This is a genomic window from Microcoleus sp. Pol7_B2 (assembly GCF_036701035.1).
Classification (GTDB): Bacteria; Cyanobacteriota; Cyanobacteriia; order Cyanobacteriales; family Microcoleaceae; genus Microcoleus.
In genome coordinates this window covers 20502-36167 of the sequence record NZ_JAUBQB010000074.1, presented here as the reverse complement: position 1 = coordinate 36167, position 15666 = coordinate 20502, and the positions used below count along the sequence as shown (strand labels likewise).

At 46.7% G+C, this 15666-nt stretch carries 11 protein-coding genes; 5 read left to right on the top strand and 6 right to left on the bottom strand.

The window, feature by feature from the left end; all coding sequences use genetic code 11:
• Positions 1–9 precede the first annotated feature (9 nt).
• Positions 10–147, top strand: a complete 138-nt coding sequence (locus tag QUA57_RS22575) for a hypothetical protein (RefSeq protein WP_333060031.1) — start codon at positions 10–12, stop codon at positions 145–147.
• Positions 148–378: 231 nt separating this feature from the next.
• On the opposite strand, the gene QUA57_RS22570 is transcribed toward QUA57_RS22575, so the two are convergent.
• Positions 379–1602 (bottom strand): tetratricopeptide repeat protein, encoded by a 1224-nt coding sequence (locus tag QUA57_RS22570; protein ID WP_333063676.1) that lies wholly within the window; start codon positions 1600–1602, stop codon positions 379–381.
• A 76-nt stretch (positions 1603–1678) separates the two neighbouring features.
• Here QUA57_RS22570 and QUA57_RS22565 point away from each other — a divergent pair, with 76 nt between their 5' ends.
• On the top strand, positions 1679–2170 hold the full coding sequence (locus QUA57_RS22565) for a WbuC family cupin fold metalloprotein (protein ID WP_333063677.1): 492 nt from the start codon (positions 1679–1681) through the stop codon (positions 2168–2170).
• A 74-nt stretch (positions 2171–2244) separates the two neighbouring features.
• Here QUA57_RS22565 and QUA57_RS22560 read toward each other — a convergent pair whose 3' ends face one another.
• The 4 genes from QUA57_RS22560 to QUA57_RS22545 form a co-directional block, all read right to left on the bottom strand.
• Positions 2245–2742: a hypothetical protein gene (locus QUA57_RS22560; RefSeq protein WP_333063678.1), complete on the bottom strand. Its 498-nt coding sequence runs from the start codon at positions 2740–2742 to the stop codon at positions 2245–2247.
• Between the two features lie 314 nt (positions 2743–3056).
• Complete coding sequence (locus QUA57_RS22555; RefSeq protein ID WP_333063679.1) at positions 3057–4844, bottom strand: PAS domain-containing sensor histidine kinase; 1788 nt, start codon at positions 4842–4844, stop codon at positions 3057–3059.
• Between the two features lie 27 nt (positions 4845–4871).
• Positions 4872–7961: an MASE1 domain-containing protein gene (locus QUA57_RS22550; RefSeq protein WP_333063680.1), complete on the bottom strand. Its 3090-nt coding sequence runs from the start codon at positions 7959–7961 to the stop codon at positions 4872–4874.
• A 233-nt stretch (positions 7962–8194) separates the two neighbouring features.
• Complete coding sequence (locus tag QUA57_RS22545; protein WP_333063681.1) at positions 8195–9832, bottom strand: serine/threonine-protein kinase; 1638 nt, start codon at positions 9830–9832, stop codon at positions 8195–8197.
• Between the two features lie 533 nt (positions 9833–10365).
• Between QUA57_RS22545 and pheT the strand changes: the two genes are divergently transcribed.
• Entirely contained in the window at positions 10366–12810 is a 2445-nt protein-coding gene (gene pheT, locus QUA57_RS22540) for a phenylalanine--tRNA ligase subunit beta (protein WP_333063682.1), read from the top strand.
• A 257-nt stretch (positions 12811–13067) separates the two neighbouring features.
• On the opposite strand, the gene QUA57_RS22535 is transcribed toward pheT, so the two are convergent.
• Positions 13068–13640, bottom strand: coding sequence for a Uma2 family endonuclease (locus tag QUA57_RS22535; RefSeq protein ID WP_333063683.1), 573 nt, complete (start codon positions 13638–13640; stop codon positions 13068–13070).
• A 164-nt stretch (positions 13641–13804) separates the two neighbouring features.
• Between QUA57_RS22535 and QUA57_RS22530 the strand changes: the two genes are divergently transcribed.
• Positions 13805–14074 (top strand): YciI family protein, encoded by a 270-nt coding sequence (locus QUA57_RS22530; protein WP_333063684.1) that lies wholly within the window; start codon positions 13805–13807, stop codon positions 14072–14074.
• Between the two features lie 164 nt (positions 14075–14238).
• Positions 14239–15639, top strand: a complete 1401-nt coding sequence (locus QUA57_RS22525; RefSeq protein ID WP_333063685.1) for an ApeA N-terminal domain 1-containing protein — start codon at positions 14239–14241, stop codon at positions 15637–15639.
• Positions 15640–15666 lie beyond the last annotated feature (27 nt).

Here is a 15666-nt window from a genome sequence, read left to right as displayed (position 1 = left end):
ATTGAGCCATTGATTGAAGTTGTTGCCATTAACAGGGGACAGTCAGCAGCAGAAATCAAGCAAGCTGTTATTGACGACGTGCGGCGATACATGGGGGAGCAAAAAGTATTTGATGACATTACTTTGGTAGTAATCAAACAGAAGTAAGTAGGTAGGCACAAATAAACCTTGCTGTATAACCGAATGTACAACTGCCAGAACCGAAAGCCAATAGCTTCGTTTCACTCGCTTTTGACTACTGAAAGCAGATTCTATGTTTATGAAGTACCCCCGCCTATCGTTCTATCCCCGTAGGGAAAAGGCGAAAACCTTTGTCCCTACACTTCATAAACCTGGAATAGGCTGTATGTATTTTCCCACTCATCTACTTAGTTCCGCTCAATTAATCAACTGCTTAAATGCGTCGTGTTCGCGAATTTTTTCTAAATCAGCTTCACTTTTTGCCAACTCTTTACACACATTCGGATTGAGATTGAGGGCGCGCTTTAAATTTTCAATTGCTAATTCAATTTTACCTTGTAGGGCATAACATCGGGCTTTATTGTACCAAATTCTGTAAAAATCAGGCCGGATTTTAGCAGCATTGTCGTAGGAAGCGATCGCAGCTTCGTATTTTTGCAATTTGGAGAGTGCAACGCCTCGATTGTTCCAAGCGTCTGTATAATCATTTTTAATTTGTAGGGCTTGATTGTAAGAAATTACTGCTTGTTCGTACTCCTGCATTTTGGAAAAAGCAACGCCTCGGTTGTTCCAAGCATCGGCATAATCGGGTTTGGCTTGAATTGCTTGTTCGTAACAGCCGATCGCCTCCTGGTACTTCTGCAACTCCAACAATACCACGCCTCGATTGTTCCAAGCGTCGGGATAATTGGGGCGAATTGTAGTAGCTTGTTCGTAAGAGGCGATCGCCTCTGGATACCGCTGCATTCTCGTGAGCACTACTCCTCGGTTATTCCAAGTATCGGCTAAATCCGGCTGAATTTGCAGCGCCTGATCGTAAGCTGCGATCGCATCTTGATAACGGTTTTCAAAGAAACAAGCATCTCCCTGTTTAGCATAGTCGCCGGCCGTCAATAACTTTTGGTAATTGCCATAGTTAACCGGAGCAAACTCTTGAATTTGGGCATCGGGGAATAAAAGGTCTGTTTCTGCCTCTGCCGGATGACTTTGCTGTTGAATTTCCCCTAAAATAGTTTCAGCGTCCGAAATTAATAGTTTTAATTGAGAGATTGTATCGTAATGAAGACTTTCAATTTCTTGGCGGGCAATTGTTGTCTGCTTGGACAATTTGCTCAACAGAAACCAAACCCCGACTCCGGCTGCTGTCGGAAACAAAGTTAGGGCAATTATCAGCCCGTTCAGCAGTACCGCCGTGCGCCCGAAAGCAATGTCAACTTCTTCTTGAACTCGATCGCGAATTTCTTCTTTAAGTTGCTGCTGTGGGAATTCCTGCTGAATTAACAGTGCCGGCCTCGGTTCAGAGGCAGAAACGCTACTGGCGCAGACTAGAATAGTTGAAAGGGCCATCGGGCTAATACTTTTTCTAAAGATACTTGACAAACGCATTGCCTTAGTGATACGCACCTGAGTTGCGATTTCCATGTGTCAAGAGATGCTGATAACGATGATCCCAGACTAGCCCATTTGTTCATAAACTATTAAATACAGGATATCTGTTGTGCAGTCCCCTCCGATCAAATTGCTGACGCAAGAATTGCTAGACGAAGTTGCCGCTTCCTCCCGGCGCAGTCCCCGCCAGCGACAAAACTACAATTTCCACGATTTGTCTGAAAAAGTGCAGCGGTTTGTCAACGTGTTGCAACCAGGCACTTACGTCCGCCCTCACCAACACCTCCGCCCGCCTGCTGTTAACGGTTTTGAGTTTTTTGTGGTGATTCAAGGAGAAGTCGGTATTGTTATTTTGAACGAAAACGGTCAAATCCTGCGCTCCTTGCGAGTCAGCGCGGCCGGCCCGACTCGCGCTGTCGAACTGCCAGAGGGCACTATTCACACGTTAGTAGCTTTGACACAGGATACTGTGATTTTGGAGTTTAAGGAAGGGCCTTACGACGTGGGGGCGGATAAAGACTTTTTGGCAGGTTTTCCTGCTGAGGGAACTGCGGCGGCGCGAGAATTAGTCCTGATTTGGGAAGCGGAATTTAACACTTGACTAATGACTGTTGACTGTTAAATGTTGACTGTTGACTGTTAAAAATCTAAAATCTAAAATCGATGGGCTGATTACTAATTACTGATGAATCTAATTGTCGTCATCCGATTGTATAAATCGGGGGCGGTGCGAATGATTTTTCTCAGGAGATCATCAGTCACCCAAAAGACGAGGGGAAACGAAAATTTTTTGCTGAATTCACTGCATAATAGGTTGGTAGAAACGAGCAATCTATCGATCGGCTCCACGGATTCCAAACCGAGGAGCATTAAAGCTGGAGGCTTTTCGCCGTCTATTTCTGCTGCGATTGTCGCGTAGAGAGTTGTCGCCGATTTGGGCAAAAACAGTTGCCGCGGTTTCACGGGACAATTTGCTTGCAGCCGATCGACTATTTGCTGCCGCAAAGTTAGCGAGTTGCAGTGGACTAAAACGAAAGAAAAGTAACCTTGGGAAAGACGGAGCGCCCGCATTAAAGTTGAGAACGACCGCTCGTTATATTTAGCTGAGTCGTACTTAGCTGCATTGTCTTTAGCTGTATTTCCTGAGCTTTGCTCGATAAACATAAATTGCATATTTTTTATCTAGTTTTAGAGATTTTCTAGATTAAATGATGTTTCTAAAGAAAATGTGAAGATCTAAAATTTATTTTTCCTTTAAAAACTTTTGGGAAGTATACCACGCTTTTAAATTAATATCAATAGTCCGATCGAAATAGTCCGATCGACAGATTTGCCTGGAACCACACAAAAAGCACCTGCGACGGCACAACAAAAGTATAGCCGCAGACAGAAGGAAGAAGCATATTTCGCAAGGGTTTCAGCAAGTAATAAAGTTCTAAATATCTGGCACAATTGCTAGATAAAATGTAATTAAAAATACAAAAAAATTACCGTAAATTCTCAGCCAGCGGCAAAGTAAACCAAAAACTTGCTCCAGCACCGGGAGTGCTAATTACCCCAATTTGGCCGCCGTGAGCACCAATGATTTGGCGACAAAGATATAGACCCAAACCCAAACCGACGGAGTGTCGGGATCGATCGCCCCTAACGTAAAGGTCAAAAAGATGTTCGCACTGTTCCGGCAATATTCCCACCCCGTCATCTTCAACGGTACAGTAAATCATATTACTCGGGGAATTGGGGATTGGGGATTGTGGATTGGTAAGCGGTAATTTGTCGGTGTCTTGTTTTGCTGTGCTTTGATTTATAATTAATTTATCCGCCTTGATTACTTGAGCCGAAACTGTTAAATTTAGTCCCGGCAGATTGTGTTTCAAAGCATTAGCAATTAAATTAGATAAGACGCGCCATAACTGAGTCTTGTCAGCCTTCACGGCTGGCAAATCATCCGGCACCAAATTTTTAAAAGTAGCCTTCCCTTCATTCATTAAAGGCTCCAAATCTGTCGCAGCAGCTTCAACTACCGCCCTCAAATCAACGGCATCGAAGTGCAGAACCAAACCGCGCAATTCCCCGGCGTGAACTTCCAACAGCGAATTTATCAAGCGCAATTGCTGCTCGCTACCTTGAATCATCCGCTCCAAAACAGAACGGGGAATTGCGATCGAATCCCCAGGTTTTGTCTGCCAATTTTTCAGCACCATTAACATTCCCGCCACCGGGTTTCGCAAGTCGTGAGAAAGAGCGTGGATAAACAGCCGCAGCGATTCTTGTGCCTGTTTGCGCTGCGTGATATCCTCAATTAAGCCCTCATAATAAAGCACGGCGCCGCTGCTGTCCCGTACAGCCCGCGCCTTCTCAGAAATCCAGACAATACTGCCGTCTGAGCGGTAAATTTTAGATTCAAAATCCGATACTGTGCCGCTTTCCTCGATCGCTCGCAAAAACTCATTTCTGCGAGCCGGATCGACATACAACTGTCGCTCAATATCAGTAAACTTTGCCGTCACTTCTTCCGGGGAATCGCAGCCGTAAATCCGCGCCAAAGCTGGATTTGCAGTAATGTAGCGGCCGTCAGGAGTGCTTTGAAAAATTCCCTCGCCGGCATTCTCAAAAATGCTGCGGTACTTCGCTTCCGCCACCTCCAACTGCTGGTAAGCAGATTCCAACTCACGCCTGGTACTAAACTCTTTCCGTTGCAGACATTCGTACCAATAAACCGACAAATCGCAAATCAAACAAATCCAAAACAAATATAAGTACAACCCGGTCAACTTAAAAGGAGTATACTTAGCAAAACTTAGATTTAAAACCAAATTTATCCCGACGTGGCAACACAAAACGCCGAGTTGAGAAATCAGGTGGAGGCGCCAGCGGACGGGGATCAGCGTAGCTTGGATCAGAAACGCTAAAATCCAGGTAAAAATTGGTAATTCCCCGGCTTGTGCGACAGCTAGCCCAAGCTGTACAACCACCGTCAGCGACCACGAAAAAGCCAAAAATAGCAAACCGGGATAGCGCTGTCCGAAGGAGGTTTTTTGCAACACAAAACAGGTCAACAAACCCAATTCTACAGCAGCGCTCGTATACAAATAAACACTTTTAAACTCCTGGCGAGCGAAGAATCTTTCGCCCAGAAAATAGACCGTTATTGTGAAGGCAAAAAAGATGGCAATTCCGACGGCAGGGCGCAGCCGCTCTCGGAGGAAGCGATCGCGCCACACCTCGTAAACCGTTAACGCCTGAACGGATTTTGCATTGCCCAAATAGTTCATAGCATTTTAGATTTTAGATTTTAGATTTTAGATAGACAAAGATCGATCGTCCGAGTTGACAGCAGGTAGCGAAAACCAGAAAGTCGAGCCACCGCCGGGAGTGCTTTCGACGCCGATTTCGCCGCCGTGAGCTTTGATAATTTGCTTGGAGAGGTACAAGCCCAAACCCAGCCCTGTTAATTGTCGGCTATTAGGGTCTTGAACGTAAAGTTCAAACAGAGATTCCCGCTGTTTGGCGCTGATTCCCACTCCATTATCTGTTACAGTACAGCGAACCATTTTTACGGTGACTCCGGGCAATTTGCTGCCGATATTGCCAATTTGACCCTGATAGCGGGGCATCTTGCAACTGCCGTCGATGTGAAATTTGGCCAGGGTTTCCTGATTTTTCTGGCTTGTTTCGCACATCCCAAGACGATCGCCCGCAGCAGATATCCGGTTAGCGATACAGCGGGCAAGCGGATTATTGGGCGATGTTAAAGGCTGTAAATTTTCTTCATAACTTAGCACTGTTTCAACTTCAATTACCTCGGCTTTAAAAGTTATATTGACTCCCGGAGGATTGTGTTTAATAGCATTAGTCAACAGATTTTCTAGCACCCGCTGCAAGTGTTGGCGATCGGCATTGACTTGTGGCAAATCCGCCGGAATATCCTGAGTCAAAGTTGCTTGATTTTTGGCCAGCATCGGTTCTAAATCCGCAACAATGGCTGAAGCTAAAGACGGCAAATGCAGCGGTACAGTATTGATAACAATACCTTTCACCTCGCTAGCGTGAGCGTCGAGCAGGGCATTAACCATAGTCAACTGGTGTTCGCTCCCCTGAACGATCCGCTCCAAAATCGATCGAGAAACCGGAACATCTTGTAGAGAATCAGAGGCCGATTTGTTGAGCAAATTTTTCAGCAGTATTAACATTCCCATAACTGGAGTGCGGAGATTGTGAGAAACTGCGTGCAAAAATAGGTCTTTGAGGCGGTTGCTTTCTTGCAGTTCGTGCATTTTTTGCTGTAGTTGGCGGGTGCGTTCCTCCACTTGAGATTCCAAGTTGGCATTGAGAGCTTTTACCTGCTGCAAAAGTTGGGCTTGCTGGAGAGCGATCGCCACTTGGGTAGCGAGTTTTTCCAACAAATCAATTTCAAATTCCTGCCACTGGCGGGGTCCGGAGCACTGGTTGACGGCCAAGATCCCGAACAATTCATCTCCCAGCACGATCGGCACATTTAAGGTCGCGCGAATTTGATAGTCGCTGTACAATTGGGCAATTGGAACGCTGAGTTGAACGCTAGCAGTATCGGAGATAGATCGGACGCGGTTGTTAGCATAAAAAGTTTTCTGGCTTTCGAGGTGATTCTCGTCAGCAAGTACCCATCCCAAAAGAGAACGGCATTGGGCACCCACAGACTCGGCCACAACCTTACCGTACACCGGGCTAGGAAGATTTACCCCGTCCGCGTCCACAATACCGATGAAAGCGCGGTCTGCCTTGAAAAATTGCCGGACTTCGGCAACAGTAGTGTTGAGAATTTCTTCGAGGTCGAGGGAGTTGCGAATTCGCAGGGCGATTTCTGAGAGCAAGCGATCGCGATCGGAGGACGCCCGCAAAGCGGTTTCCGCGCGGTGGCGTTCGGTAACGTCTTGGACTGTGGCGGCGATCGCCCCTGACTCAATTGCCGACTGTTCGCAGACAGTGCGTTCGGAGCCATCTGCCAGCACAATTCGGTAGTTAATGTAATAGGCTTTGCGCTCCAACATAGCTTGGCGCTGCGATCGCGCCACCAATTCTCGGTCTTCTGGATGTACAGCCTGCAAAAAAACTTCTGGTGTCGGTTTGACAGTTCCAGGAGCCAAACCCAAGAGGCGGTAAAGTTCGTTTGACCACCGCAATTCGATATTGGATATATGATGTTCTGCGGATTCTTCGCAGTTGTCAGTTGCTGTGAGGGCGGCGCAATTTAAATCCCAATTTCCCAACTGAGCGATGCGCTGAGCATTGGCTAAACTAGCTTCGCGATCGCGCAGCATGGCGGCCGTGCGGCGCACCTCCACCAGCGCTTGCTGGCGTTCTGCTACCGCGGCGGCCAACATCAGAGCCACAAGGGCGATCGTACCGGTAAAAGCTTGTAAAAATAAAACCGCCTGTTTGAGATTATCGCTTTTGGCCAAAAAGGGGCCGCCTCCCTGTACTGCTCCCCAAATCGCGATGTAAGACACGATCGAATAAGCAAAAATCGCTCCCGCCGGTTGAAACCGCAGGGCAGCCCAAACAATCAGAGGAAAAGGCAGATACTCCAGCGGATACTGAGCGATCGCCGCCTGTGTTTTCGAGCAAAAAAACAACCAGCTAACGCTCAGCAATAGAGTCAGCCAGAGCGCTATTTCTGAATAATTAATAATTAAAAATATAAGATTATAACGGTTTTCAGTTGCAGGGAATGTGTGTCTGCGATTAGCAATTGTTAGTTGGGAATTAGTAATTGATAATTGATTATTCTGTCTTTTAAAAAGTGCTATAAAAGTTGAAATAATGGGTTTTTTTAATGAAAATTTAAAACTATTAACCGCGTGGTTCAAAGTCAGCAGCACTGGCGTCACGAGCAAAATTCCCATGCCGTCTCCGAGCCACGTAGTCCACCAGTTGCGAGAGAAATTGCTCCACTGAGCCCAACCAAAAATGCACGTTCCCAAGTTGCCGAGGATAGAGCCGACCAAAGTAGACCCGATGACAGCGCCCGCGACTAAAGCCAGAACATCTCGCAATCGATCGAGTTTGGTAGAAAATCCGCTCTCCCTCAGCAAAGCCTCTCCAGCCAGCGCTTGCAGGGTGACGCTAAAGGCCGATGTGACAATGACAGCCGACGGTATACCCCCGGTAGAGTTTAACAGCACCGAACCGAGGACAATTCCCGGCCACATCCGTCGTCCTTGCAGTAGCAGTGCTGCTAGAGCAATACCGGCGGGCGGCCACACGGGGGAGGGTTCGGCTTTCACCAGTCCCAGCATCGACACTGCGAGTTTTCCGGTAACAAAGTAGGCCAGGGCCAGGATGCCGGTGTACAGAAGCATTCGAGTGCGGGGGTTGAGCAATTTCATGTTGAGTGCGATCGAATCCTCCATTCCTAGTTTTTAATTTAGGCGGCTTTGGGGCGATCGAACTTCCTCCTGACGACTCACCTGACTGGGGGAGTGGGGAGTTAACTGTTGACTGTTGACTGTTGACTGTTGACTGTTGACTGTTGTGATTGGTGATTAGTAGCAGCTAACAACTCCCCATGCTCCATGCCCCATGCCCCATGCCCCATGCCCCATGCCCCATGCCCCATGCCCCATGCCCCATGCCCCATGACTTGTTAAAATCCAAAACTCCGCTTACCATCCGGCTTAACAGTAAGCCAATTGGTCTTTGCCATTGCCAGTTGTTCCTCAGAAACTGTAGCGTTCGTAAGATTCGCCCCGCACAAATTTGCTCCCCGCAAATTCGCCTTAGTCAAATAAGCCCCCGTCAAGTCAGCACCTCGGAAATCCGCGCCTTCAAAATTGGCAGTGCTGCAATAAGCCTCAGTCAAATTAGCATCTCGCAAATTCGCCTGAATTAACCTCGCGTGACCCAAATTCGCCCCCGACAAATCCGCTGCTTGCAAATTTGCCTTCACCAACCTAGCCTGATAAAAATTACTTCCCGCTAACTGCGCTTTTTGCAGTTGCAAACCCGACAGTTCGCAGTCAGCAAAATCGCGCTTGCCTTTATAATAAGCCGCTCGCACGCTGTTGGTGTCCCACTTAGGAGCAACTTTCGATAGCTTTGACGCTGCTAAATTGCCGCTAGAAGGTCCAACGGTTCCCAAAGTTCTGCCGGACTCAGCCAGAGTTCGGGAAACTCTCGGCTGCATCCCCGTGTTCCCGGATTGGGTGAAGGAAGTTCTACCAATGCGGCTTTGGTTTGACGACGATCGTAAATCTTGATTAATTTTGCTCTCAGGCCGTGACCACGAAGAACCCTCGTCATTAAATATTGTCGGTTCTTCAACAGTACGAGAAGAGCCGTTGAATTGAGTTGCCAAGCCATCCATCAGACTTGGGTCTTCAAATTCGCCGGAGAGAGCTCTGAGGACATCTGCTGCCGATTGGAAGCGGTGGCCAACCATCGGCTTGAGCATTTTTTCGAGAATCCGCGCAAAATATGGGCTCACCTGAACGTGTGGCTGCCAAACAATTTCGCCGGTTACTCCATCAAAATCTAAATCCTTGGGCGATTTTCCTGTCAGCAAGTACAAGCAAGTCATGCCTACCGCGTAGATGTCGCTGGCAAATATCGGCCGCAGCGCCATTTGTTCCGGGGGGGCAAAACTAAATGTGCCGACTGAAAATTTCGTGTTGGCGCTTTGGTCGGCGGGGTCTAATAATATTGTTTGGCTAACTTGGTCTTTTACCGCTCCGAAGTCAATCAGAACTAAGTGGCCGTCTTGAACTCGGCGAATAATATTTGCGGGTTTGATGTCTCGGTGAATTACTCCTTGGCTGTGGATATATTGCACTACTGGCAGAATTTCTAATAGAAAATTTTTAACGTCCGATTCGTTGAAACGGCCTGAGTGCTTGACTTCTTGTTTCAAAGTCGAGCCTTTAACATACTCTTGAACTAAGTAAAATTGCTGTTCGGTTTCAAAATAGTCTAGCAGCCTCGGTACTTGCGGGTGGTCGCCCAGTTGGCCGAGGGTTTTTGCCTCTCGCTTGAATAATTCCCGCGCCATTTCTAAAACTCGGGGGGACGAACTACTGGGTCGCAGTTGCTTGACTACACAACTCGGTTGACCGGGCAATGAGATGTCTTTTGCCAGAAATGTAGCTCCAAAACCTCCTTGTCCTAACGGTTCCATGACTCGGTAGCGAGCCCGCAGCAATAACCGCGCACCGCACGTCTGACATTGGAGAATAGAGTCAGTAGGATTTTGAGGATGGGGACAGCCCGGATTTACGCAGTAGCTCATATTGATTGAGTTTGCCTATGTTGTTCTGATCTTGTCAGCGTCGCTCGACTGCACAAATTGCCTGTTCCTGCTTCTGGTAGACATACTAATCTATCAGTTGTCGGCGGGCCGTGCGTCGGATTGCGAATTGGAATTGCACCTAAGTCTTTTAGGCCGATATCTTTTCCCTATTTTGATTATCTCGCTGGTCTGAGTTTTTTCGGTTGATTATCCTTGAAGATAGTTTAAAGACTTGCTAAAGTTGTCCTTTTTTGTGTAAAGTCTTTCTAAACTTAGGTACTTTTTGCGTTGTTAGATGTCTCTAGCATACCTCATTCTCTGAATGAGAATGCTACTCATGCCCCAGTAGACATCTACCTTTGGTCATATTCCTCCTTTTTGCTTATGTGTACCATAACAGTCTTGACAAAATTGAATTCGTATGCTATGAAAAGCTTTCCCGAATAAATTCTGGGACTCAAAAGTCGTAGCCTGTCGGCGCCGACTAATGACTAATAACTACCGAGCACTGACAACTAACTACTGACTAAATTATGCGTATATCTCTAAAGTGGCTCCGGGAATTGGTGGATGTGGTGATATCCCCGGAAGAATTAGCCGAAACCCTGACAATGGCTGGGTTTGAAGTGGAAGAAATTGAAGACCGCCGCCCCTGGGCAAGCGGCGTAGTTTTGGGCAAAATCATTGCCTGCGAACAGCATCCGAATGCAGACAAATTGAGAGTTTGTCAAGTGGATGTGGGTTCCTCAGAAGCTTTGAATATTGTTTGCGGCGCACCGAACGCTAGGGCAGACATTTACGTGCCTGTCGCTGTTGTCGGCACTTATTTATCGACTATTGATTTAAAGATTAAACCGGCTAAATTGCGCGGCGTTCCTTCCGAAGGAATGATTTGCTCTCTGGCGGAATTGGGACTGGCGAAAGAATCAGCCGGGATTCACATTTTTGAGTTAGAAAATCCCGAATTGGGCAGCGATATTCGCCCGCTTTTGGGTTTAGATGACGTGATTTTAGATTTGACAGCAACTGCCAACCGTGCTGACGCTTTGAGCATGGTGGGCGTAGCGCGAGAAGTGGCGGCGCTGACTGGGGCGAGTTTGAGAATTCCGGCAGCGAATGATGTGGCGATTGAGGGCAAAGAAAGTCCTGGTTTGGCAGTAGAAATATCGGAACCGCAAGGATGCCCGATTTACATCGGCACGGCAATTGAAGGCGTGAAAATTGGTGCTTCTCCAGCTTGGTTGCAGCAGCGGTTGCAGGCGGCGGGAGTGCGGCCGATTAATAATGTGGTGGACGTAACTAATTACATTTTATTGGAATGGGGACAACCGCTGCACGCTTTCGATCGCGATCGCCTGCAATCTTTCACGGGTACTCAAGATATCAGCATCGGCGTCCGCTTTGCCAAAACAGGGGAATCCTTCAAAACTTTGGACGGACAAAACCGCAATTTACAAGCTCAAAATCTGTTAATTACTGCTAGCGACAAACCTGTAGCTTTGGCTGGGGTAATGGGCGGCGAAGACACGGAAGTTCACGAAGGAACGCAAAATTTAGTCTTGGAAGCGGCGATTTTTGACCAGGCAACGATTCGCCGTTCTGCGCGCGCTCAAGGCCTGCGTAGCGAGGCATCGATCCGCTACGAACGGGGGGTGAATCAGGCGGCATTGGCGACGGCCTCCAACCGCGCTGTCGCCCTAATTTTGGAGTTGGCTGGAGGCGTTGCGACGGTGCAGAAAACGGCGAGTTCGGACGAGGATTTGAGTTTTAGCCGCTCGGTCGAATTGCGTTTAGACCGAGTAAATCTGATTTTAGGGCAGTTAAAAAGAGGAGAAACTGGCGGTTCTAAATATCTGGAACCGGAAGAGGTAAAAAATATTCTCACAGCCTTGGGATGCGAAGTTGTTCCAACGGAAAAAGAGCGGGTTTGGAATGTGACGGTGCCTCCTTACCGCTACCGGGATTTAGAAAGGGAAATCGATTTAATTGAAGAAGTTGCCAGACTCCACGGTTATGACAATTTCTGCGATACTTTGCCCAGCAAAACGGAACCCGGTTATTTGTCAGCGGAATATGCGGCAATTCGGAATGTGCGATCGGCTTTTCGGGCGGCCGGTTTGACGGAACTGATGCACTATTCTTTGGTGAAAACTGAGGGAGACAATCAGGTTGTACTGGCGAATCCGCTGTTTGTGGAGTATTCGGCTTTGCGGACAGAAATGCTGTCGGGTTTGATTGATGCTTTCCAGTACAATTTGGAACAGGGAAATGGGGCACTAAACGGTTTTGAAGTCGGCCGCATTTTCTGGAAAGATGGGGATGCAATGAAGGAAGCCGATGCAGTGGCGGGGATTATTGGCGGCGATCCGACTGTGTGGAAATGGCAGCAGGGAGGGCGCGATCGACCTTTGACTTGGTTTGAGGCTAAGGGGGTTTTGGAAAGCGTGTTTCAGGCGTTGGGTTTGTCAGTGGAATATCAAAGCGATTCCTCCAATACACGCTTGCATCCGGGCCGCACCGCTGCGTTATCGTTAAACGGAAAACATTTAGGAGTTTTTGGACAGTTGCACCCGCAATTGCAGCAACAAAAGGATTTGCCTGAGCAGGTTTACGTGTTTCAATTAGATTTAGCGGTGCTGTTAAGTCAATTAGGGCGATGGAACAACTTAACTCGCAAATTCGCTGGTTATTCGAGTTTCCCCGCTTCAGACAGAGACATTGCATTTTTCGCACCGGTTGAAGTTCCGGTTGTAGAGATGCAGACTGCGATGAAAAAGGCGGCGGGTAGTTTGCTGGATTCCGTGGAACTGTTCGACGAATATCGGGGCGACAACGTACCGGCGGGACAGCGGAGTTTGGCTTTTCGGTTAATTTACCGCGCGGGCGATCGAACTTTGAGCGAAACTGATGTTGAACCGGCACAACAAAAAGTTCGCGATGTTTTAGTTGAGAAATTCGGTGTCAGCCTAAGAAGCTAAAGAGGCCGTCAGCCACCAATGGAGGCCGCCAGGGAATGAATTCCCTGGCTCAAAGCTAAAGTCGTCTCAAGAGGACTAACAAGACTTACGGATTACAAGGTAAATGTGCCATTTTGAGCAAAGCGAAGAATATCAAATTTTTGCAATAAAGCCGTCTAAAGTGCATAATTGCTAACTAATGAACTCTTCAGTCCTCTTGAGAGGACTTCAGCTTTGAGGCGGGGGTTTCAACCCCTGCCGGACTCAGGGAAAAAGCGTTAAATTGACACCAATGGCCGCAACATCTCCCGCACAAAAAAAGAACAATCAGGAAACCGCAAAAGAGAAATACTATCACCATCCGCAAGAATCACCCGACTTTGATAACCATCCTGACTCGGTTCTCGAAAAACGTGGAGTTGCCGATTATTCACATCCAAAACCCAATAATCAGTAATTCCCGACTCAGCATAAATTTTCGCTTTAATCCCGCAATCCGTTCTCAGCGTAGTATCCGCAACTTCAATAATCAGATAAATTTCTGAAGGAATGGGATGGTGGTCTTCATAGTAAAGTGGATCAGGTATGACTACAGAAATATCCGGTTCAGGTTGCGAGTAATTATTCATCCGAACCGGGTCTTGCAGCCCCACAAAAATCTGTTCTCCTAAACGGTTATCCAGTAATATCTTCGTGCGCGCAATCGCCGCACCGTGAGCTGTTCCCTTTGCTGCCCTCTTTACTATCTGCCCTGCTAGTAATTCCACCCGTTCATCTTCGTCAAAAATACCAATTTCCGTCATCCGGTCATATTCATGAACAGTCAGCAGCCGAATATCTAATAAAGTCATAGTAACCTCCTTCTCTCTAACAAACCTCTCTCTTCTTCCCCTCTATTCCTCAGCGACCTCTGCGCCCTCTGCGGTTAATCAATTTGATCCTAAAAAAAATCGTCAAATCCTGCTACATTTATTGTAAAATAAATTTAAAACAAATTTATCCAAGGCTCAAAACCGTGACCAAGTATGTGATGTGGGGAAGTTACTGCGAAGACGTTATCGAAAAACGCGCTCCCTTTCGAGACGCTCATTTAGCAGGATTGGCTAAGCAGAAGGAATCGGGTGTGTTAAGTACGATCGGGCCAACCAAAGATTTAACAAAAGTTTTTGCAATTTACGAAGTGGAAGATGAGGCGCAGGTGCGACAATTGGTGGAAGCCGATCCTTATTGGGTAAATGGGGTGTGGACTGAGTACGACGTGAAAGAGTGGATTCAAGCTTTTTGAAGGGGTTAACAGGGTGAACATCTTAAAATTGGATGACAGCGATTTAGTTCCAGTGGACTATGGTGATTTGCTGGTCAAGATTTTAGAAAATTTGCCATCGAAAAACCCGTTTAATATATCAGAATCTGCGACACAATTATAAGTTAGATTTTAGGGAGGCTAAGTTGCGAATAAAAGAAGAATTCAAAAAATCTGGCTATTTTTGGCTTCCCTCCGCTCCACAGAGACAGATACCTGGCACGCTTATTATCACAGACGGTGGAAATATTGAGCTTGAGGTACTTGGGTTGTTCGATGAAATCATCGAAGGGCTAAATAAAGCCCAAAATGGCAAATATGAATTGGAAAGGATTATTGGACATATCGAAAAGCACGGCCTAGTTACACTGGACAATTGCTTTTATAAAAACGCCAAGATTGTTTTTAATGGTATTTCCAAGTCATCTTTCTATGTTAACCAGGCTCTCCTTGGTGTCGCTTACGACGAGAAAGAAATTGTCTCGCTAAATACGTTCAAATTCTCCGTGGAAGGCATTGATGAGTGGGTTGGATTAACTGGAATTAAAGTTGAAAATCAATGGGAAAAGCGAACGGCATCAATAACATACTCACAACCCGAAGACATATCGCTGAATCTCAAGAACGGGATGAACCTATTAATCACATTTTCTCCGACACTCCTTGGGTACCCGAATACAACAGAGGCAAAAATAACACAAAAGACATATTTTAAGCTTGTCTCCGAACAAGAACGCCCACTAAATGACTTTACCTCAGCCGCCTATAAAATTACTACCCTCCTTGGTTTTGCTATCGATAAAACCGTGTGTTTAGACCAGGTGTCTGTAACGTCTGACGCCATCCGCCAAGATATGGGTAACAATAAAACCGTTCCAGTTTCTATATCAGTTTACTATGCAAGCCAGCCTTACACGGAAATTGAACCCAAAATAGAGTGGCATCGAATGTTATTTAGATTTGGACAAATTCGAGAGGATGCAGAACGCATAGTTAATAACTGGTTTGATGCTTATGAGGTGATTGACCCAGCATTGGATCTTTACTTCTCGATAAAGACAGGAGCGTACAAATACTTTGAGGGCAAATTCTTAGCACTAGCTCAGGGGCTTGAAACTTACCATCGTAGAACCTCGAATGAAAAATTGATGGACGAGGCTGTTTTTAAAGAACTTACTGAAAACCTAATCAAGCAATGCCCAGAGAAAAACCAAAAGTGGCTATCCGGTAGGCTGGAGTACGGAAATGAACTGAATCTTCGTAAGAGAATAAAGAACATCATTGAGCCATTTAAGGACTTCATTGGAACAAAAAAGCAACGAAAGAAATTAATCACCACTATTGTAGACACGCGAAACTATCTAACTCATTACAACGAAGCCTTAGAGTCAAAAGCAGCAAGTGGCAGAGATTTATGGTTGCTCTGCCTCAAGATGGAAGCAATTTTCCAGCTTCACTTGCTTCAGGTGTTGGGTTTTACACCGGCAGAGGTTGAGTCTGTTTTTCATCATAGCCACGAGCTACAGCAAAAACTTAAAGAAATCTAACAAGGGGCTGCACCGGACGGCAATCCC